This window comes from Falsiruegeria litorea R37, assembly GCF_900172225.1.
Taxonomy (GTDB): Bacteria; Pseudomonadota; Alphaproteobacteria; order Rhodobacterales; family Rhodobacteraceae; genus Falsiruegeria; species Falsiruegeria litorea.
Window position 1 is genome coordinate 48,299 of the sequence record NZ_FWFO01000009.1, and the last position, 18,850, is coordinate 67,148.

The 18,850-nt window shown below is 61.3% G+C and carries 17 protein-coding genes; 14 read left to right on the plus strand and 3 right to left on the minus strand.

Annotated elements, in window-relative coordinates; genetic code table 11:
• Positions 1 to 18: 18 nt before the first annotated feature.
• Positions 19 to 1,368 carry a bifunctional UDP-N-acetylglucosamine diphosphorylase/glucosamine-1-phosphate N-acetyltransferase GlmU gene (gene glmU, locus TRL7639_RS22405; RefSeq protein ID WP_085798144.1) on the minus strand — a complete coding sequence of 450 codons (1,350 nt, stop codon included), beginning with the start codon at positions 1,366 to 1,368 and terminating at the stop codon, positions 19 to 21.
• A gap of 191 nt (positions 1,369 to 1,559) precedes the next feature.
• On the opposite strand from glmU, the gene TRL7639_RS22410 reads away from it, so the two are divergent.
• The 3 genes from TRL7639_RS22410 to TRL7639_RS22420 all read left to right on the plus strand — a co-directional run bounded on the left by TRL7639_RS22410 (position 1,560) and on the right by TRL7639_RS22420 (position 5,103).
• Positions 1,560 to 2,594 (plus strand): NAD-dependent epimerase/dehydratase family protein, encoded by a 1,035-nt coding sequence (locus TRL7639_RS22410; RefSeq protein ID WP_235820493.1) that lies wholly within the window; start codon positions 1,560 to 1,562, stop codon positions 2,592 to 2,594.
• A 76-nt stretch (positions 2,595 to 2,670) separates the two neighbouring features.
• Positions 2,671 to 3,654 (plus strand): UDP-glucose 4-epimerase GalE, encoded by a 984-nt coding sequence (gene galE / locus TRL7639_RS22415; protein WP_085798145.1) that lies wholly within the window; start codon positions 2,671 to 2,673, stop codon positions 3,652 to 3,654.
• A 144-nt stretch (positions 3,655 to 3,798) separates the two neighbouring features.
• Complete coding sequence (locus tag TRL7639_RS22420; RefSeq protein ID WP_085798146.1) at positions 3,799 to 5,103, plus strand: UDP-glucose dehydrogenase family protein; 1,305 nt, start codon at positions 3,799 to 3,801, stop codon at positions 5,101 to 5,103.
• A gap of 131 nt (positions 5,104 to 5,234) precedes the next feature.
• Here TRL7639_RS22420 and TRL7639_RS22425 read toward each other — a convergent pair whose 3' ends face one another.
• Together TRL7639_RS22425 and TRL7639_RS22430 are read right to left on the minus strand one after the other, a co-directional pair.
• Positions 5,235 to 6,296, minus strand: a complete 1,062-nt coding sequence (locus tag TRL7639_RS22425; RefSeq protein WP_085798147.1) for a ParB/RepB/Spo0J family partition protein — start codon at positions 6,294 to 6,296, stop codon at positions 5,235 to 5,237.
• Between the two features lie 33 nt (positions 6,297 to 6,329).
• Entirely contained in the window at positions 6,330 to 7,718 is a 1,389-nt protein-coding gene (locus TRL7639_RS22430) for an AAA family ATPase (protein ID WP_085798148.1), read from the minus strand.
• Between the two features lie 454 nt (positions 7,719 to 8,172).
• Here TRL7639_RS22430 and TRL7639_RS22435 point away from each other — a divergent pair, with 454 nt between their 5' ends.
• The 11 genes from TRL7639_RS22435 to TRL7639_RS22485 form a co-directional block, all read left to right on the plus strand.
• Entirely contained in the window at positions 8,173 to 9,189 is a 1,017-nt protein-coding gene (locus TRL7639_RS22435; protein ID WP_085798149.1) for a replication initiator protein A, read from the plus strand.
• Between the two features lie 73 nt (positions 9,190 to 9,262).
• A complete protein-coding gene (rfbC, locus tag TRL7639_RS22440; protein ID WP_085798150.1) occupies positions 9,263 to 9,817 on the plus strand; it encodes a dTDP-4-dehydrorhamnose 3,5-epimerase in 555 nt (184 codons plus the stop codon).
• A gap of 3 nt (positions 9,818 to 9,820) precedes the next feature.
• Positions 9,821 to 10,861, plus strand: coding sequence for a dTDP-glucose 4,6-dehydratase (gene rfbB / locus TRL7639_RS22445; protein WP_085798151.1), 1,041 nt, complete (start codon positions 9,821 to 9,823; stop codon positions 10,859 to 10,861).
• A 115-nt stretch (positions 10,862 to 10,976) separates the two neighbouring features.
• The gene (rfbD, locus tag TRL7639_RS22450; RefSeq protein WP_085798152.1) at positions 10,977 to 11,822 is read left to right on the plus strand and encodes a dTDP-4-dehydrorhamnose reductase; all 846 of its coding nucleotides are present in this window, start codon (positions 10,977 to 10,979) and stop codon (positions 11,820 to 11,822) included.
• Positions 11,819 to 12,691: a glucose-1-phosphate thymidylyltransferase RfbA gene (gene rfbA / locus TRL7639_RS22455; RefSeq protein ID WP_085798153.1), complete on the plus strand. Its 873-nt coding sequence runs from the start codon at positions 11,819 to 11,821 to the stop codon at positions 12,689 to 12,691. The genes rfbD and rfbA overlap by 4 nt, the downstream gene beginning before the upstream one ends.
• Positions 12,688 to 13,938 carry a glycosyltransferase family 4 protein gene (locus TRL7639_RS22460; RefSeq protein WP_085798154.1) on the plus strand — a complete coding sequence of 417 codons (1,251 nt, stop codon included), beginning with the start codon at positions 12,688 to 12,690 and terminating at the stop codon, positions 13,936 to 13,938. Before rfbA ends, TRL7639_RS22460 begins: the two co-directional genes overlap by 4 nt.
• A gap of 188 nt (positions 13,939 to 14,126) precedes the next feature.
• On the plus strand, positions 14,127 to 15,020 hold the full coding sequence (galU, locus tag TRL7639_RS22465; protein WP_085798155.1) for a UTP--glucose-1-phosphate uridylyltransferase GalU: 894 nt from the start codon (positions 14,127 to 14,129) through the stop codon (positions 15,018 to 15,020).
• Positions 15,021 to 15,210: 190 nt separating this feature from the next.
• Complete coding sequence (locus TRL7639_RS22470; protein ID WP_235820495.1) at positions 15,211 to 17,430, plus strand: YjbH domain-containing protein; 2,220 nt, start codon at positions 15,211 to 15,213, stop codon at positions 17,428 to 17,430.
• A gap of 17 nt (positions 17,431 to 17,447) precedes the next feature.
• Entirely contained in the window at positions 17,448 to 18,137 is a 690-nt protein-coding gene (locus tag TRL7639_RS22475) for a YjbF family lipoprotein (RefSeq protein ID WP_165759894.1), read from the plus strand.
• Between the two features lie 107 nt (positions 18,138 to 18,244).
• Entirely contained in the window at positions 18,245 to 18,499 is a 255-nt protein-coding gene (locus TRL7639_RS22480) for a hypothetical protein (RefSeq protein ID WP_085798158.1), read from the plus strand.
• Between the two features lie 226 nt (positions 18,500 to 18,725).
• Positions 18,726 to 18,850 (plus strand): GDP-mannose 4,6-dehydratase (locus TRL7639_RS22485; protein ID WP_133057696.1); only part of this gene is annotated, 125 nt, incomplete at its 3' end.

Below are 18,850 nucleotides of genomic sequence, written 5' to 3' on the forward strand. Positions count from 1 at the left end.
TTCTTTGAGCGGGTCGTCTTACTTTTTGCGGCTGGCCTTGAGCTCGAGCAGCCGCGCGCGCAGCTTGGCGGCCAGACCGGGTTTGACCTCTTGCTTGGCGCGGGTCATCGCCAGTGCCTCGTCCGGGACATCGCGGCTGATGACCGATCCAGCCCCGACCAACGCTCTGGCGCCGATCTTGACCGGGGCCACCAGGGCAGAATTCGACCCTATAAAGGCGTTTTCGCCGATTTCCGTGTGATGTTTCAGAACCCCGTCATAGTTGCAGGTGATCGTACCCGCACCAATATTGGCCTCAGCCCCGACCGAGGCGTCCCCGATATAGGACAGGTGGTTGACCTTGGCGCCCTTGGCCAAAACCGCGTTCTTGGTCTCGACAAAGTTGCCAATCTTGACGCCCTCGGCCAGATCGCTGCCGGGACGCAAACGGGCGTAGGGACCCACGATGCTCCCCTGCCCCACATGGCAGCCCTCAAGATGGCTGAACGCGCGCAGCTCGACGCCGTCTTCGACCACCACACCCGGGCCAAAGACCACATTGGGTTCAACCAGCACATCGCGGCCCAGCTTGGTGTCATAGGCGAAATGCACGGTTTCGGGCGCCACCAGCGTGGCCCCCTCCTCCATAGCCTGACGGCGGCGGCTGGTCTGGAACACCGCTTCGGCCGCAGCCAGATCCACGCGCGAGTTGACACCAAGCGTCTCGGCCTCGTCACAGGTCACCGCGACACAGCGTTTGCCATCGGCATTGGCGATGTCGACAATATCCGTCAGGTAATATTCACCGCTGGCGTTGTCATTGCCCACCTTGGAAATCAAATCAAACAGCGTGGCGCTGTCGGCACAGACCACGCCCGAGTTGCACAGGGTGATGTCCAGCTCGGCAGGCGTTGCATCCTTGGCCTCGACGATGCGAGCCAGGCGATCCCCTTCGACGACCAGACGACCGTATTTGCCGGGCACGGCAGCCTCGAACCCCAGGACCACCACATCGGCGCCACTGGCGCGGGCGGCCTGAATATCGCCTAAGGTTTCGGCACTAACAAAGGGCGTATCGCCATAAAGCACGATGGCGTCGCCCTCGAAACCCTCAAGCGCTGCACGCGCCTGATCCACCGCATGAGCCGTGCCCAACTGTTCGGTCTGCAACACGATCTCGGCTGTCGGATCATGGGCCAATACACGCTTGCGCACCAGATCAGCGCCGTGACCAGCCACCACCACGCAGCGTTCAGGCGACAGCGGTTTGCCTGCTTCCATTGCATGCACCACCAGTGGCGCACCGGCAATGGGATGGAGCACTTTGGGTAGGTCCGAGCGCATGCGGGTGCCCTTGCCAGCGGCAAGGATAATCAGGGCAAGTGTCATGATAAAATGTCTTCAATAAGGGCTGTTCCGGGTCGCCAAACTCCTAGCCAATAATCCCCCCCTTGCCAAGACACAGCCCAAGCCGCCCATGCCCTTCCCGGGGTGGAATTGCCTCTGGGCTGGCGAGGAGATCTGTCTTAAGGAAAGATAGCTTTATTCTTAGTCGGACCCCTGCCCCCGTGACTGATCCCGTGACTGATCCCGTGACCGCCTCTGCCCCTGTTGCCCTGATCACCGGTGTGGCGGGCTTTATCGGCTCGCATGTGGCCCATGCGCTGCTTGATGCGGGCTGGCACGTTGTTGGCCTGGACAGTCTGAACCCCTACTACGACCCTGCCCTGAAACAGGCCCGGCTGAACCAGCTGACCCCACGCCCCGGGTTTTCCGCCGAGATCGGCAAGCTCGAAGATCCCGGTCGCCTGATGGATCTGTTTGCCACCCATCGACCGACGCGGGTCATCCACCTGGCCGCCCAGGCCGGCGTGCGCCATTCCATCGACGCGCCGCGCGATTACCTGCAGGCCAACCTGATCGGCACTTACGAGCTGCTCGAGGCCGCCCGCGCCCATCCGCCGGAACATATGCTTTTGGCCTCGACCAGCTCGGTCTATGGCGCCAACACCGAAATGCCCTATCGCGAAACGGATAAGGTCGACACGCAGATGTCGTTCTATGCCGCCACCAAAAAGGCAAACGAGGCGATGGCCCATTCCTATGCCCACCTCTATGGGCTGCCCGTCACCATGTTCCGGTTCTTCACCGTCTATGGCCCCTGGGGTCGGCCCGACATGGCCTATTTCAAATTCACCCGCGCCATCCTGCAAAGCGAGGCAATCGACGTCTACAACAACGGCGAGATGCGGCGCGACTTCACCTATATCGACGATCTGGTGCGTGCGATCGTGGCCCTGGGGGATGCGGTGCCTGGCACCACGCCGGTTGGTGATCACGACAGCCTGAGCCCGGTGGCCCCGTTTCGCGCCGTCAACATCGGCAACAACAGCCCCGTGGCCCTGATGGATTTCATCCGCGCCATTGAAAAGGCTCTTGGCAAGGACGCCCAGAAAAACATGCTGCCCATGCAGCCCGGTGACGTGCCTGCCACCTGGGCCGACACCACGCTGCTGCGCGACCTCACCGATGTTGAAATGATCACCGATGTGGACACCGGTGTCCGCCGGTTTGTCGAATGGTACAAAGGCTATCACCACGACGATCCAGCTTAGAGGCATTTCAACATTGGAGGCCCTGCAAATCGTATGATATCAGCGCCCCCAAATTCAATATTCAGAGAGATCTTACGTGACACATATTTTGGTGACTGGCGGCGCAGGCTACATTGGATCCTATGCCTGCAAAGCGCTCAAGTCGGCGGGGTTTGTGCCCGTCACCTATGACAACCTGGTCACCGGCTGGCGGGATGCGGTGAAATTCGGCCCCTTTGAACAGGGCGACCTGACCGACAGGGCCCGACTGGACGCGGTTTTTGCCAAATACAAGCCCGCCGCCGTCATGCATTTTGCGGCCCTCAGCCAGGTCGGCGAGGCCATGCATGAACCCGGCCACTACTGGGCCAACAACGTGGGCGGCTCGCTGACCCTGATCGAGGCGGCGGTGGCCGCTGGGTGCCTGCAATTCGTGTTCTCGTCGACCTGTGCCACCTATGGCGACCACGACAATGTGGTCCTGGACGAAAACACCCCGCAGCTGCCGCTGAACGCCTATGGTGCCTCGAAACGCGCGGTCGAGGATATCCTGGCAAATTTTGAGGCCGCCCACGGGCTGCGCTCGGTGATCTTCCGCTACTTCAATGTGGCAGGCGCCGACCCCGAGGCCGAGGTCGGCGAGTTTCACCGCCCCGAGACACATCTGATCCCCCTGATGCTGGACGCCATCGAAGGCAAGCGCGACGCGCTGACTGTATTCGGAGAGGATTACGACACCCCCGACGGCACCTGCATCCGCGACTATGTGCATGTCTGCGATCTGGTCGATGCCCATGTTCTGGGTCTGAACTGGCTGCAAGAGGGCAAGGACAGCCGCGTCTTCAACCTGGGCACAGGCACCGGTTTTTCGGTGATGGAGGTGATTGACCAGGGACAGGTGATCACCAACCGGCCTGTGCCCTATTCCATGGGGTCGCGTCGGGCAGGCGATTGCACCAAGCTGGTGTCAGGCAGCAGCCGGGCCGCCGCCGAATTGGGCTGGTCGCCTGCGCGTTCGACCATGAAACAGATGATCGCAGACGCTTGGCGCTGGCATCAGACCGGCCACTACAAGGCGTGATGGCGCCCGTCAGGCACACCTTACTGCAATGATCCCCCGCCCCCACACAAGCCATTGAAACCTTGCCCCGGATTGCCGATTGTGCGGCCAGAGCAGGACGGCCGGGCGCCGACGAGCCCGGACAACAAGAAGGATTGAGGCAAGATGCGCATTGCGATGATCGGAACAGGCTATGTGGGGCTGGTCTCGGGCGTTTGTTTTTCGGACTTTGGCCATGACGTGATCTGCGTCGACAAGGCCGAGACCAAGATCGAGATGCTGCAGGCAGGCCAGGTGCCAATCTATGAGCCGGGGCTCGAGGCGTTGATGGCCAAGAACGTGGCGGCGGGGCGGTTGAGCTTCACCACCGATCTGGCGGCCGCCGTGGACGGGGCTGATGCGGTGTTCATCGCCGTTGGCACGCCCACGAGACGCGGCGACGGGCATGCGGATCTGACCTATGTGATGGCTGCGGCGCAAGAAATCGCACAGGCGATGACCGGCTATACCGTGGTGGTGACCAAATCCACCGTACCGCTCGGCACCAACCGGCAGGTCAAACAGACCATCCTCAAGGCCAACCCAGAGGCCGAGTTCGATGTGGCGAGCAACCCCGAGTTCCTGCGCGAAGGGGCGGCCATCGACGATTTCATGCACCCCGACCGTGTCGTCGTGGGCGTGCAGAACGACCGCGCAGGTGAGGTGATGGCCGACATCTACCGTCCCTTGTATCTACGTGACTTCCCAATCCTGACAACAGATCTGGAAAGCGCCGAGATGATCAAATATGCGGCCAACGCGTTCCTTGCGACCAAGATCACCTTCATCAACGAGATCGCCGGCCTGTGCGAGCGGGTGGGCGCGGACGTCAAAGAGGTCTCACGCGGGATCGGCATGGACGGGCGCATCGGCAACAAATTTCTGCACGCAGGTCCCGGCTATGGCGGCTCGTGCTTTCCCAAGGACACCGCAGCGCTGGCGCGGATCGGGCAGGACAATGCCTTTCCGATGCAGATCACCGAGACGGTCATGCGCGTCAATGACGAGGTCAAAACCCGCATGGTCGAAAAGCTGCGCGATGCCCTGGATGGCACATTCAACGGCAAGACCGTCGCCGTTTTGGGCGTGACCTTCAAACCCAACACCGACGACATGCGCGATGCCCCCAGCCTGACCATCGTGCCGGCCCTGATCGGCGGCGGAGCCAAAGTCCGCGTGGTTGACCCGCAGGGCTTTGCCGAGGGCGAGGAATTGCTGCCCGGGGTCAAGTGGATGGACGATCCCTATCACGCGGTGCGCAACGCCGATCTGGTGGTGTTGCTGACCGAATGGAACGAGTTCCGAGCGCTGGACCTCAAGCAGATGGCCAAGAAGATGGAAACGCCCCGCATGGTCGATCTGCGCAACATCTACAACGAGAAATCCGCCAAGCGCGCCGGGTTCGAAATGTACCTTGGAGTGGGGCGGTAATCCCTAACGAAACGTTTCGCGCGCGAAACAAATTGAGTCCAATTAGAGCCTGATAAGGGGAAGGGGGCTTTGCCCCCGTCGCCCATTCGGGCGACTCCCCCAGGATATTTTCAGCAAGAGGAAGAGAGGCGTCAGGCGCGGCGGATCGCGTCCTGGATCAGCTCGACCAAAGCCTCGGTGACGCCTTCACCCATCAACTCTATGCGGCTCTGATCCGGGGTAAACCGCATCTCGATGCCTGCCGTGACCTGGGTCACGATGCGTTCGCCCTTGGCCGGGTTCTGCGCGGTCGAGCGCACACGGGGGCGCGGCGCAGGCTCTGGGTCTGCGGCCGGGGCAGGGGGCTGCCGTTCGGCCAGGGCCTGGGCAATGATCCGCATCTCGGCGCCCGCACTGTCGCGCGGGGTCTCTTTCAGCCGCTCTTTCAGCGCATCAGTGAACCCTGGGTCGCGCACCATCTCACGCGCCATGGCGAGCCCCAGCTTTTCGCTGATCGCCGAGGGGTACCAAAGCGTCGCGTCAAAAGCGTCGACCAGCATCATGAAGGTGCCAATCTTTGATCGTTTGGACCGGGTCGCATTGGCAAAGAGCCCCTGCAACGCGGCACGCTGTGTCGGATAGACCTCTTCCTTCATCGCGCGCACGGCGATGCGGGCGCGTTCATAGTGGCTCAGGTTCACCCGGATTTCGTTTTCTTCGACCATCGCCACATAGGCGTCCTGCGCCGTGTCCGGCGTGATCACCATGGCGCGGACCTTGGCGAATTTCGGGTCTGAAGTCTCTTTATAGAGCCGCTTTAGCGCGGTCAGACGCCGCCAGCCCGAGATCAGGCCGTGGGTCCGCCCACCGGCTGCGTCAGGCAGGGCAACCACCTCGACCGGCATCTGCTGGCCACGCGCGCGCAGGCTTTCGACCAGCGACTCCATCTCTTCTTCGTTCTGTTCCAGGCGGTCGCGGACCAGGTGGCGCTCGTCGATTGCATCCAGATCCAGCAGTTCCAGCATCCGCCCCTCGGACCGCGCGTCCGCCAGCGCCTGGCTCACCTCGGCCAAGGCTGCGGTGGCCGAGGCCTCGCCTGCGACCTGCGCAATGGGGGCGTTCATGCCCACTGGCATAGCCTTGGTTTCAGGTGCGGCTTGCGATGTGCCCAGAAACCCGGGTTGGGCGGGGGTCAGCCGTTTGCGTTTTGCCATATCTGCTCCTCCGGAAGCCCTTGTTAGGGTCTGTTATTCTGCTGCTTGTTGGGTTTCGAGCTCACCGCGCCGCCAGACACCCAGAAGCAGGCGTTTGAAAGCGGCATAGGTGGCGTCGAATGTTTCGCGACCGCGCGCATAGGTCTCGCGATTGAAATCGCGGTAATCGGCCTCGTAGATGCCATTCACCTGTTCGCCGGCCTGGCCAATCAGCGCGGTGAAATCCTGCCGATGCGGGGACAGCGTTTTGCCCAAATAGACCTGCATCAGAGCCGAAAGTTCGCCCTGCTGCGCGCCGTCATAGCGGGTGATCACCGTGCGCACCGCATCCCATTCAAACCCCATCTCGGGGCGTCCCAAAGCACGCGCGGCGACGTTTTCGCCATCTTCGATGCTGGCGAATGTGGAATGCAGCATGTCAAAGAAACGGCCCGTGCTGTCAAACTCCAAAAAAGAGGCCCCCATCGGCACCAGCAGGATGTCGGCGGCAGCCAGCCCGTTGATGGTCAGATAGCCAAGGGCCGGGGGGGTATCGATGAAGACCAGATCATAGTCATCCAGCACCCCATCCGCCTCGAGCCGGTCGGTGAGCGCGTCCCAGAGCTTCCAGCCGCGCGCCTGCATGCGCCAGACCGGGATCTGGAATTCCGCCCAGTACAGGTTCAGCTGCGCGCCGATAAGGTCGATGTTGGGCCAATGGGTGGATTGGATGACATCTGCCGAGGTCATGTCCATAGCGGCGCTCAGCGCCTCGTCCAGGGGCTGTGGCGCGTCTCCGCGATCCAGGCGGCGTTGGTTCTCGATCCGCAGATACTCGCCGTAGTGGCGCGCCAGAAGCGGGAAGGCCGTTTGCCACTCATCCTCGACCCGGCCGCCAAAGATCGACGTCATCGAGCCCTGGCTGTCGAGATCCACCACCAGCACCTTGTAGCCATCCAGAGCTGCCGACATGGCCAGATGCGCCGCTGTGGAGGTCTTGCCAACGCCGCCCTTGAAGTTCGCCACCGCCACCAGTTTGGCGGGCTGTCCGGCGGGCCGATAGGGCAGGTAGTTCTTGGCCTTGGATCCTTGCGCCCCAAAGAACGCCCGGAGCCGCAGCACCTCGTCCAGGGTGAACCACTTGGCGCCGCCCTCGGTCTCGGACTGGCCTTGGGGCAACTCGGGGTTCTGTTTCAGCACGCGGCGGAAATGGGCTTGGGCCACGGGGATCAGATAGCGGGTGATTTCCCAGGTTGAAAACAGGCGCAGGGATTTGCGCCCCTCTTCGTCCATACCTCGGCTGGCCAGGTCCGCCCGGCCCCGGGTGCAAGCCTCGGCGATCTCGGCAAAGCCGCCCGTATCTGTGGGTAAGTCCAACTCGGCCAGGGCCGCGTCGGGGTCGATGTTGAAATAGGGGGGCAGGGAGGTGCTGTCCTTGGCCATGGGGGAACCTGTCTGAAATCCGCTCGATGTGCTGTGTTTTCCCCATGATACCGAAAAAGGCGACACATGAAAGGAAAACGCGCAGGCCGCGTGATTTTTCTTAGCAAAATAAGGGGATGGTGGTGCGAATATAGCGCAAGTTCTGGCGTGGTGAAATTTTTTTAGGGTGTTAAATGTGTGTTATCTTCAGTTACAGGACACTGCTTTCGAAAGAAAACTATTTTAATTCAATGCTCAAACTCCAAATTCCCAGATCATGATGACTCTGAAACCCCGATAATGTGACTCTGAACCCCCGATGAAGTGACTCCGAACCCCCGTTGTCAGATGCTTGTCTGAGCTTGTGGATAACTCTAGGGTGGCGTTACTAAAACCACGAAAGAAAACGAGCCCCAAACGAGTCGGACAACTGACCGCCAAACGGGCCGAGCAGACAAGAGCCGGGGCAGGGCCAATGAGCAGGGCAGTGACAGCAGCGGGGGGGCTATTGCCGGACCGCCATCAACAGGGCGATTTTTTCGTCTGCGATATTTTTGACGCGATCCCCAAGGATGATCTCGCCAGCATGGAGCATCCGCTGTTCTCGCTGGCCACGCGTCCGGATCGGCGCATCCTGCAATACGATCACAACGGCACCGAGATCACCGTGACCCCATCCGTCAAGGGGCTGGCCACGATCCATGACAAGGACATCCTGATATTCTGCATCAGCCAGCTGATGGCGGCGATCAACGCAGGGCGACAGGTCAGCCGGACGCTGCAGCTCAAGGCGCATGATCTGCTGGTGGCCACCAACCGGGAAACATCCGGTGACGCCTACCGCCGTCTGCGCGAGGCGTTCGAACGGCTCGCGGGCACCCGGATCACCACCAACATCGTGACGGGCGACAAAGAGACGACCACCGGCTTTGGCCTGATCGAGAGCTGGGAGATCGTGCGCAAATCCCGCGGGGGCCGGATGGCCAGCGTTTCGGTGACCCTGTCGGACTGGCTGTTTCGTGCGGTGGTGTCGAAATCGGTTCTCACCCTTAGTCGTGATTATTTCCGCCTGCGCAAACCGCTGGAGCGGCGGATTTATGAGCTGGCGCGCAAGCACTGCGGGCGGCAGCCCTCGTGGACCGTTTCGGTCGACACGCTTTTGAAAAAATCCGGCAGCGCCTCGCCCCGGCGCGTGTTCCGCAAGATGCTGCGCGACATGATCGAGGCGGATCACCTGCCCGATTACGAGATGACCGAGGAACCCGGCGATCTGATGCGGTTCACCCCGCGCGGCGGGTTGGTGAGTTCCGACACCCCGCCACCGACGCTCAGTGCCGAGGCCGTAGAAGAGGCGCGCCGCCTGATGCCGGGGGCGGATGTCTATGCGCTCGAGGCGGAATGGCGCGGGGTCTGGGCCCGGTCCGGCAGCCCCCGTCTGCGCAAACCCGATGCGGCCTTCCTGGGCTGGGTAAAAAAACGCAGCAGCCGCTGACAGATCGGTGACATCTTCCGGGCCATCTTGGTAGAGGTCCGGATAGGACAATTTTGAACGAGGTGATTTGCAGATGCAGGTAGAGCAGACCGCATTGCCAGGGGTGCTGATCCTGACGCCCCAGCGTTTTGGCGACGCGCGCGGGTTCTTCAGCGAAAGCTGGAACAGGCAGCGCATGGCGGATCAAGGGATCACGCTGGAATTTGTGCAGGACAACCATTCGCTGTCCGCTATGCCAGGCACCATCCGGGGCCTGCATTTCCAGTCGCCACCCCATGCCCAGGACAAGCTGGTGCGCTGCGGGCGCGGCGCGCTCTTTGACGTGGCGGTCGACATCCGCAAGGGCTCGCCCACCTATGGTCAATGGGTGGGGGTCGGGCTGAGCGCGGAAAACGGCAAGCAGCTTCTGGTGCCCAAGGGCTTCCTGCATGGCTTTGTCACCAAGGAGCCAAATACCGAGATCTGTTACAAATGCACCGACTACTATGCGCCCGAGTGTGACGGCGCGGTCCGCTGGGACAGCTGCGGCATCGACTGGGGCTTTGACGGCGACCCGGTGCTGTCGGACAAGGACAGGGTGGCGCCTACGCTTGCCGACTTTGACAGCCCGTTTGTGTGGGAGGGGTAAGCCATGCGTTTGATCGTAACCGGCGGGGCCGGGTTCATCGGATCGGCTGTGGTGCGGCAGGCAGTGATGGCGGGGCATGAGGTTCTGAACCTTGATGCGCTCACCTATGCGGCCTGTCTGGACAATGTGGCCAGTGTCGCTGATAGAGCCAATTATACCTTTTTAGAGGCTGATATTCGCGACCGTGCGGCGATGGATCAGGCATTCACCGACCATCAGCCCGACGCCATCATGCATCTGGCGGCCGAGTCCCATGTGGACCGGTCAATCGATGGGCCGGGCACCTTTATCGAGACCAATATCAATGGCACTTACACTTTGCTCGAAGCCGCCCGCGCCTATTGGGTGGGGCAGGGCAAGCCGGATAGCTTTCGGTTTCATCACATCTCGACCGATGAGGTCTATGGCTCGCTCGGCGACACCGGCCAGTTTACCGAGGACACAGCTTATGATCCCCGCTCGCCCTATTCGGCGTCCAAGGCGGCCAGCGATCATCTGGTGCGCGCCTGGGCCGAGACCTATGGCCTGCCGGTGGTGCTGACCAATTGCTCGAACAACTACGGACCCTATCATTTCCCCGAGAAACTGATCCCGGTGGTGATCCTGAACGCGCTCGCAGGCAAGCCGCTGCCGATCTATGGCGATGGCTCCAACGTGCGCGACTGGCTTTATGTCGAGGATCACGCCGACGCGCTGCTGACGGTGTTGCAGCGCGGGCAGGTGGGGCGCTCCTATAACATCGGCGGTGAAAACGAACGCTCGAACCTGGAGCTGGTGCAGACGATCTGTGCCATTCTTGATCGGCTGAAGCCCGGGCCAAAACCCTATGCGGACCTCATCACCTTTGTCACCGACCGCCCCGGTCATGATGCGCGCTATGCCATCGACCCGACCCGCATCCGTGAGGAACTGGGCTGGCGGCCCTCGGTAACGGTCGAAGAGGGGCTGGAGAAGACCGTGCGCTGGTATCTGGACAACGAGGCCTGGTGGCGCGCCCTGCAGGACCGTCACGGAGTTGGCGAACGGCTGGGGGTCAAGGCATGACCTACCCTCTTCCTCTTGCCCTAAATATCCCCGCCGGAGGCTTGGGTTTTCAGGGAAAACCCAATTTATGTCGCCTACGGCGAGAGTATTTTCAAAAAGATGAAGGGCAGGGCGCGTGAACATTCTGGTGTTTGGTCAGACGGGGCAGGCGGCGCGGGAATTGGCGGTGTATGACGGCGTGACCTGTCTGAACCGGGCGGCGGCGGATCTGGAGGACCCTGGTGCCTGTGCGGCAGTGATTGCGACGCGGCGCCCCGATGCGGTGATCAATGCGGCAGCTTATACAGCCGTCGACAAGGCCGAAGAGGATGAGGCGCGGGCCAGCGTGATCAACGGCGACGCCCCCGGTGCCATGGCGCGGGCCTGTGCGGAACTGGGCATCCCCTTTGTCACGATCTCGACCGACTACGTGTTCTCGGGCGAGGGCGATCAGCCCTGGCAAGTGGATGATCCGACCGGCCCCCTGGGGGTTTATGGGCGCTCCAAACTCAAGGGCGAGCAATTGGTGCAGGCGGCGGGTGGCGCTTATGCGATCCTGCGCACGTCGTGGGTGGTCTCAGCGCACGGGCATAATTTTGTGAAAACCATGCTGCGGCTGGGGGCCGAACGCGATGCGCTGACCATCGTGGCGGATCAGATCGGCGGGCCGACGCCTGCGCGCGATATTGCGGCGGCTTGCATCGAAATGGCCCGGCAACTGGCGACGGACCCGTCCAAGGCGGGGATCTACCATTTTGCAGGCACCCCGAATGTCAGCTGGGCAGATTTCGCACGCGAAACATTTGCCATTGCCGGGATCACCTGCACGGTCACGGACATTCCCAGTTCGGATTATCCGACACCGGCCAAACGCCCGCTCAATTCCCGACTGGATTGCGCCACATTAGAGGCGGTTTTTGGCATTAAGCGTCCCAACTGGCAGGCAGGTCTGAGGGATATTGTGAAAGAGGTTTTGGGATGAGCGATCGCAAGGGGATCATACTGGCAGGGGGCAGCGGTACGCGGCTTTATCCGATCACCATGGCTGTCTCAAAGCAGCTCTTGCCGCTCTATGACAAGCCGATGATTTACTACCCCTTAAGCGTGCTGATGCTGGCGGGCATTCGCGAGATCTGTGTGATCACCACGCCGCAGGATCAGGATCAGTTCAAGCGCACCTTGGGCGATGGCAGCCAATGGGGGATTTCGCTGACTTATGTGGTGCAGCCCAGCCCCGATGGGTTGGCGCAGGCCTTTATCCTGGCCGAGGATTTTCTGGATGGTGCTCCGGCGGCGCTGGTTCTGGGCGATAACATCTTTTTTGGTCATGGGCTGCCCAAGCTGATGGCTGCAGCAGATTCCCATGACAGCGGCGGTACGGTCTTTGGCTATCACGTGGCTGATCCGGAACGCTATGGCGTGGTGGCGTTTGACGGCGATGGCCGCGCGCGTGAGATCATCGAGAAACCGGATGTGCCACCCTCGAACTATGCGGTGACCGGGCTTTATTTCCTGGATGGCACCGCGCCCGAGCGGGCCAGGCGGGTGCAGCCGTCGCCGCGCGGCGAGCTGGAGATCACCGACCTGTTGCAGATGTATCTGGAGGAAGGCGCGCTGCGCGTCGAGACCATGGGGCGCGGCTATGCCTGGCTTGATACCGGGACCCATGCCAGCCTGCTGGATGCGGGCAATTTCGTGCGCACGCTGGAAGAGCGCCAGGGCCTGCAGACGGGCTGCCCCGAAGAGATCGCCTTTGAACAGGGCTGGATCGATGCAGACCAGCTGCGCGCGCGGGCCGAGATGTTCGCCAAGAACGCCTATGGCCGGTATCTGTCGGGGCTGCTGACATGAAGCTTCTGATCGTGCATCAGAACATGCCCGGTCAATACCGCGAGCTGGTGCAATGGCTGGTGGCCCAAGGCGGGCACCAGATCGTCTTTCTGACCCAACGCAACCCGGCACCCAAGATCGCCGGCGTCACCCCGTGCATCTACACGCCTCACCACAAAGCGGCTGACAAGGCTTATGGCCTGTCCAAGGTCTGGGAAAATGCCGCAGGCGTCGGCTTTGGCGCGATGGAGGCGGCGCGCAGGCTGGAACGCGACGAGGGGTTTCGCCCGGATCTGATCCTGGGGCACACCGGCTGGGGGGAGCTGACGTTCTTCAAGGATCTGTGGCCGGACGTGCCAATCCTGGGATTTTTCGAGTTTTACTACAACATGACCGGCGGGCTGGTGGGGTTCGATCCCGAAGAGCCGGTGTCAGAGCACACGCCCTATCTGATGCGGGCGCGCAATGTGGTGCCCAACATGAACCTGCACACGGTGGATATGGGGCACGTACCCACCTATTGGCAGCGCGACGCTTTTCCAGAGCTCTTTCATGACAAGATGTATGTCTGCCACGATGGCATCCGCACCGACCGTCTGCACCCCAACGCGGATGTGGCGCTGACGCTGGGGCGGATGGACCGCCCGCTGACGCGCGAGGATGAGGTGTTCACCTATCTGGCGCGCAACCTGGAGCATGCCCGCGGCTTTCACGTCTTCATGCGCGCGTTGCCCCATATCCTGGCGGCCCGCCCCAACGCGCGGGTGCTGATCCTGGGCGGCAACGATGTGTCTTATGGGCGTAAGAGCAAGCACCCCAAGGGGCTGCGGGGCGAGATGGAGGAGGAGGTGGGCGACAGCGTCGACTGGTCCCGCGTGCATTTCCTGGGCCGGCTGCCGTATGAAAACTTCTGCCAGGTGGTGCAGCTGAGCCGCTGTCACCTCTATCTGACGATGCCCTTCGTGCTCAGCTGGTCGGTTTTGGAGGCGATGGCGATGCAGGCCACGGTGGTGGCATCAGATGTGGCGCCCGTGCGCGAGGCGGTGCGCCATGGCGAGACGGGGTTGCTGGTGGATTTCTTTGATCCCAAGGCGATTGCGGATCAGGTCATCGATGTGCTGGCCCATCCGGGCGCCTATGCGCATCTGGGGCCTGCGGCGCGGGCATCCGTCGTCGAGCGCTATGATTTCATGACCCGCTGCCTGCCGGAACACATCCGGCAAATGAACGCATTGGTGCCGCAATCGTGTCACATCCCAGCCCCATGATGCATGCCCGGAAGGACCCAAGCCGTTTGAGTGTGTGAGGAAGGCTCGATGGGGGGGATCTGTGATCAGGTTCCTGTCAGAACCCTGCAACATCATTGATTGCCCAAATCATTCAAGCGTATATCGTGGCGGCGGTATGATATCGCCGTTATAAGAGCAGACATAATCAGTTTTTGAGGATCAGCCATATGACACGCAAAGTCACCAAGGCGATTTTTCCCGTTGCCGGTCTTGGGACCCGGTTTTTACCTGCGACCAAATCGGTGCCCAAGGAAATCATGACCCTGGTGGACCGTCCCCTGGTGCAATACGCTATCGACGAGGCCCGCGCGGCGGGCATCAAGGAGTTTATTTTTGTCACCTCGCGCGGGAAATCCGCGCTTGAGGATTATTTCGACCATTCGCCTGTTCTGGAGCAGGAGCTGCGCAAGAAGGGCAAGACCGAGCTGCTCGAGACGCTGAAAGCCACCAACATGGACAGCGGCACCATTGCCTATATCCGTCAGCACAAGGCGCTTGGCCTGGGCCACGCGGTCTGGTGTGCCCGCCGCCTGATCGGCAACGAGCCCTTTATGGTGGTTCTGCCCGACGATGTGATCGCCGCCGAAAAACCCTGTTTGCAGCAGATGGTCGAGGCCTATGCCGAAACCGGCGGCAACATGGTCGCCGCGATGGAGGTGTCGCCCGAGAAGACCAGCTCTTATGGTGTGCTCGATGTGGCCGAGGACATGGGCAGCGTCGTGTCGGCCAAGGGCATGGTGGAAAAACCATCCGCCGAAGAGGCGCCCTCGAATCTGGCGGTCATCGGCCGCTATATCCTGGCGCCTTCGGTGCTCAAGACGCTCAACCAGATCAAGTCAGGCGCGGGTGGCGAAATTCAGCTGACTGACGCCATTGCCGCCGACATCGAAAAGGGCACGCCGGTCTATGGCTATCGCTTCCGCGGGCAGCGGTTCGATTGTGGCTCTAAGGCGGGGTTTTTGCAGGCCACTGTTGCTTTTGCGCTGGCGCGCGATGATCTGCGCGACGATCTGAGCCGCTATCTGAGCGAGATCGAAATGAGCCGGAAAGCAGCCGAATAACCTTTCGGAACCGGGACGGAACCACAGCGCAATCCATGCTGTATTTGGGCCACAGACTCCGGTCGGTGGCCCCTATTTGTGGTGGTGCCGCATTGTTTGGCACGCGCGGCTGTGGTCTACAGCAGTGATTACAGGACGGTATGAGCGGACGGGATTCTGTCCGTTGTGAAAGTATAAGACGGGATTGAAAATGCGGCTTGGGGGAATAGTCAGCGGGCTGGTGATGCTGTGCTCGGGTGCCGTGTTTGCCGAAGACGCACCGGAGACGACCGCAGACCAGGTCGCCCAGGCGGCGCAGACCGGGCAGAGCCCGCAGGTCGCGCAGGAAGAGCCCAAACTTGAGCCCCTGCCGCAGACCACACTGAACTTTTACGGCATGCCGGGGATCGTGGACATGCCCTCGGCCGAGATGCTGCCCGAGGGGCAGTTTGCCACCACGGTGTCGAACTTTGGCGGCCAGACCCGGATCACGCTGGCTTTTCAGCCGTTTGACTGGATGACGGCCTCGTTCCGCTATGTCGTGGTCGAAGATTGGAACATCGGCAATTTCCCGACGTATTACGACCGCAGCTTTGACGTCCGCATGCGCCTGTTCAAGGAAACCCGGCGCTTTCCCAGTGTGACCCTGGGTCTGCGGGATCTGGCGGGCACCGGCATCTATGCGGGTGAATTCATCGCTGCGACAAAGACCTTCAACACTCAGGCCTGGGGCACCTCGCGCTTGCCGGGGCGGCTCAAGGTAACTGCGGGTCTGGGCTGGGGGCGGCTCGGCTCGTACGGATCTTTTGGCAGCACCGGAAACCGGCCTGCTCGACCGGCTGGGGATCTGGGTGGTAATCCGGGCTACAGCCAGTGGTTCCGGGGGCCTGTTGCCGCCTTTGGCGGGATCGAGTGGCAGGCCAATGACCGGCTGGGCTTCAAGGTGGAATATTCCTCGGATGCCTATGTGACCGAGACTCAGACCACCTCGGTGTTTGAGCGGCGCTCGCCCTTCAACTTTGGTGTGGAATATCAGTGGACACCGCGCACCCGCGTGGGCGCCTATTATCTTTACGGCTCCGAGATCGGGGTGAACTTTCAGATCCAGTTGAGCCCCTACAAGCCCAACGTGCAGCCGCGCCTGCCGGCCCCTTATCCGGTACAGTCGCGTCCCGATCCCCAGGTCGATCCGGTAGCCTGGTCGACCGAATGGACGGCTTCGACGGCGGCGGTGGCCCCTTATCTGCGCGACCAGCTGGCCCCGCTGCTGGTCGAAGACGGGCTGCTGCTTGAGGCGTTGGACATCTCGGCTGAAACCGCCGAGCTGCGATTCCGCAACCTGCGATACGGATCAAACGCGGTGGCCATCGGGCGTGCGGCGCGGGCGATGACGCGGGTGCTGCCCGCCTCGATCGAGATTTTCCGGCTGACGCTGGTGTCGCAGGGTTTGCCGTTGTCGACGGTGGTGATCCACCGGTCCGACCTGGAACAGCTTGAATTCGAAAATTTCGCTTCGGATCAGATGCTGGTGGAAACCCGCTTTACCGATCCGCGGCCCCTGTCGGAGGCGGCAGTTCAGGCCGAAGATCTTTATCCCAACACCAGCTGGTCGGTGGCGCCCTATTTCACGCCGGGCTTTTTTGACGTTACAGCGCCCCTCCGTCTGGATGTGGGCGTATCGCTGCGGGGCAGCTATCAGCCCGCGCCGGGCTGGGTGATTGCCGGCCGTATCAACCAGCGGCTCTTTGGCAACCTAGATGGCGGGACTTCGTCGGCCACGGCCTTGCCGCCGGTGCGGACGGACCGGGTGCTTTATGCGCAATATGGTACCACGCTGAACCAGCTGTATCTGGCGCGCTATTGGAAACCTTCACCGGATCTCTATGCGCGGGTGACGGCGGGGTATTTCGAATATGGCTATGGTGGATTGTCGACCGAGCTGTTGTGGAAACCGGTCAACAGTCGTTTGGCCCTGGGAGTCGAGGCGAACTATGCGCTCAAGCGCGATTACGACCAGTTGTTCGGGTTTCGGGATTACCGCGTCGCCACGGGCCATGCATCGGCCTATTACGACTTTGAAAACGGCTTTTTGGCACAGTTGGATGTCGGGCGTTATCTGGCCGGAGATTTCGGTGCCACCCTGGGTATCGACCGGGTGTTCAACAATGGCTGGTCGGTGGGCGGCTTCTTTACCAGAACCAATGTCTCGGCGGCCGAATTCGGTGAAGGCTCGTTCGACAAGGGGATCCGCTTCCGTATCCCGGTCACCTGGTTCCTGGGCAGCCCCAGCAAGCGCGGAGTCGGCACCACCATCCGGCCGATTCAGCGTGACGGCGGCGCCCGCGTACATGTACCGGGACGGTTGTACAATCAGGTCCGCGGCGCGCATCGCAACGTGCTGTCGGATCAATGGCCGAGGTTCTGGGAATGAGAACGGGAGCAGGACAGATGGTGCGATGGATGCGGGCAGCCGGGCTGTTGCTGGGCGGTTTGGTGTTGGTCGGCTGCGCCGAGGGACCCGAACCCGCACCGCTGCAGGTGGAAATCTATCGTGCCGGTCAGCAGGCCATCGCCAAGCGGACCCAGGCGCGGGACACAGGCGCACAGCCCGCACCGACACGGGCATTTCTGGACAGCTTAGATGTACCAGTGCAAGAGATGATCGTCGAACGCAGCAATGTGGTGGCCTATGTCATCAAGCACTTTGAGACCCGCGACAATCTGCCGGGCCAGGTGCAGGTCTGGCGCACCACCGACGATTTTGCGGTTGCCATGCGCAATGGTGTTCTGATTTCGACGCGAGGGTTCTGGGGCGATCTGCTCTCGAGCTCGGTTCAGGTCAGCGGGTCTGAACCCGGACCCAGCCATGAGGGCGAGCACATCCAGATGATTCTTGCTCGCGACAACCGCGAGGTGCCTTTTGCCTTTGGCTGTGAATTGACTGACTTGGGTCAAGAAACCATCGAAATCGTCGAACGACGCCACACCACGCAGCACATTCGCCAGAGCTGTGAGGGGCGAAAGGGGGCAATCACCAATGATTATTGGGTCGACAAGCGTCGTGGCGTGGTAATGCAGTCGCGCCAATGGGCCGGACCCAACATCGGTTATCTGCGGTTTCGCCGTCTGACGGATTAACGAAGCAGAAGTAAAAATACGTTTGGAATTCCGAAGTGTATCATGTAAATAAGGTCGTGAACGTTTCGGTAGACGTGTGTCACATCTTGGTCAAAGGAATCTGGATTATGAAAAAAATTGCAGGAATTATCGCCGCATGCGCATTGATGGCTCCGGTCGCTGTTGTTGCTGAAGATCTGCCCGTGCAGGTAACCCAAGCTCAGCCAGCCCCCGTGGGTCTGGGCGGCGCTGGTGGTCTGGGCGGCGCGATCGCAGCTGCTCCGGTTGCAGCAGCAGCCATCGGTCTGGGCGTGATCGGCATCATCGCGGTTATCGCTGACGATGATGACAACAACGCCAGCACCACCACCACCACCAACTGATCGTTTTTGCGATCCAGCTGATGGATTGGATGAATTTTGAAACAGGCCCCGAAGCGGGGCCTGTTTTCGTTTTTGCCCCCCTTTTCCTTTGAAGCCGCGGGCGGGCGGGCCTATGCCGGAAGCGTAGTGGGACCAGGGGCGATGCATTGCCAGTGGCCCTTGCTCTGGGTATGACCAAAGTCTGAACAGGCCCCGATCCGGGGGCGGGTTAAAGAGGCAGTACCACATGACAAAGACGGCGCTTATCACGGGTGTGACCGGACAGGATGGATCCTATCTGGCAGAGTTCCTGCTGGAAAAAGGCTATGAGGTGCACGGCATCAAGCGCCGTTCGTCGCTGTTCAACACGGC

Coding starts and splice junctions, on each gene's coding strand:
- TRL7639_RS22435 (WP_085798149.1), top strand. CDS start 8,173: ATGAGCAGGGCAGTGACAGCAGCGGGGGGGCTATTGCCGGACCGCCAT.
- galU (WP_085798155.1), top strand. CDS start 14,127: ATGACACGCAAAGTCACCAAGGCGATTTTTCCCGTTGCCGGTCTTGGG.
- glmU (WP_085798144.1), bottom strand. CDS start 1,368: ATGACACTTGCCCTGATTATCCTTGCCGCTGGCAAGGGCACCCGCATG.
- TRL7639_RS22470 (WP_235820495.1), top strand. CDS start 15,211: ATGCGGCTTGGGGGAATAGTCAGCGGGCTGGTGATGCTGTGCTCGGGT.
- TRL7639_RS22460 (WP_085798154.1), top strand. CDS start 12,688: ATGAAGCTTCTGATCGTGCATCAGAACATGCCCGGTCAATACCGCGAG.
- TRL7639_RS22430 (WP_085798148.1), bottom strand. CDS start 7,718: ATGGCCAAGGACAGCACCTCCCTGCCCCCCTATTTCAACATCGACCCC.
- TRL7639_RS22475 (WP_165759894.1), top strand. CDS start 17,448: ATGGTGCGATGGATGCGGGCAGCCGGGCTGTTGCTGGGCGGTTTGGTG.
- TRL7639_RS22480 (WP_085798158.1), top strand. CDS start 18,245: ATGAAAAAAATTGCAGGAATTATCGCCGCATGCGCATTGATGGCTCCG.
- TRL7639_RS22425 (WP_085798147.1), bottom strand. CDS start 6,296: ATGGCAAAACGCAAACGGCTGACCCCCGCCCAACCCGGGTTTCTGGGC.
- TRL7639_RS22420 (WP_085798146.1), top strand. CDS start 3,799: ATGCGCATTGCGATGATCGGAACAGGCTATGTGGGGCTGGTCTCGGGC.
- rfbB (WP_085798151.1), top strand. CDS start 9,821: ATGCGTTTGATCGTAACCGGCGGGGCCGGGTTCATCGGATCGGCTGTG.
- rfbA (WP_085798153.1), top strand. CDS start 11,819: ATGAGCGATCGCAAGGGGATCATACTGGCAGGGGGCAGCGGTACGCGG.
- rfbC (WP_085798150.1), top strand. CDS start 9,263: ATGCAGGTAGAGCAGACCGCATTGCCAGGGGTGCTGATCCTGACGCCC.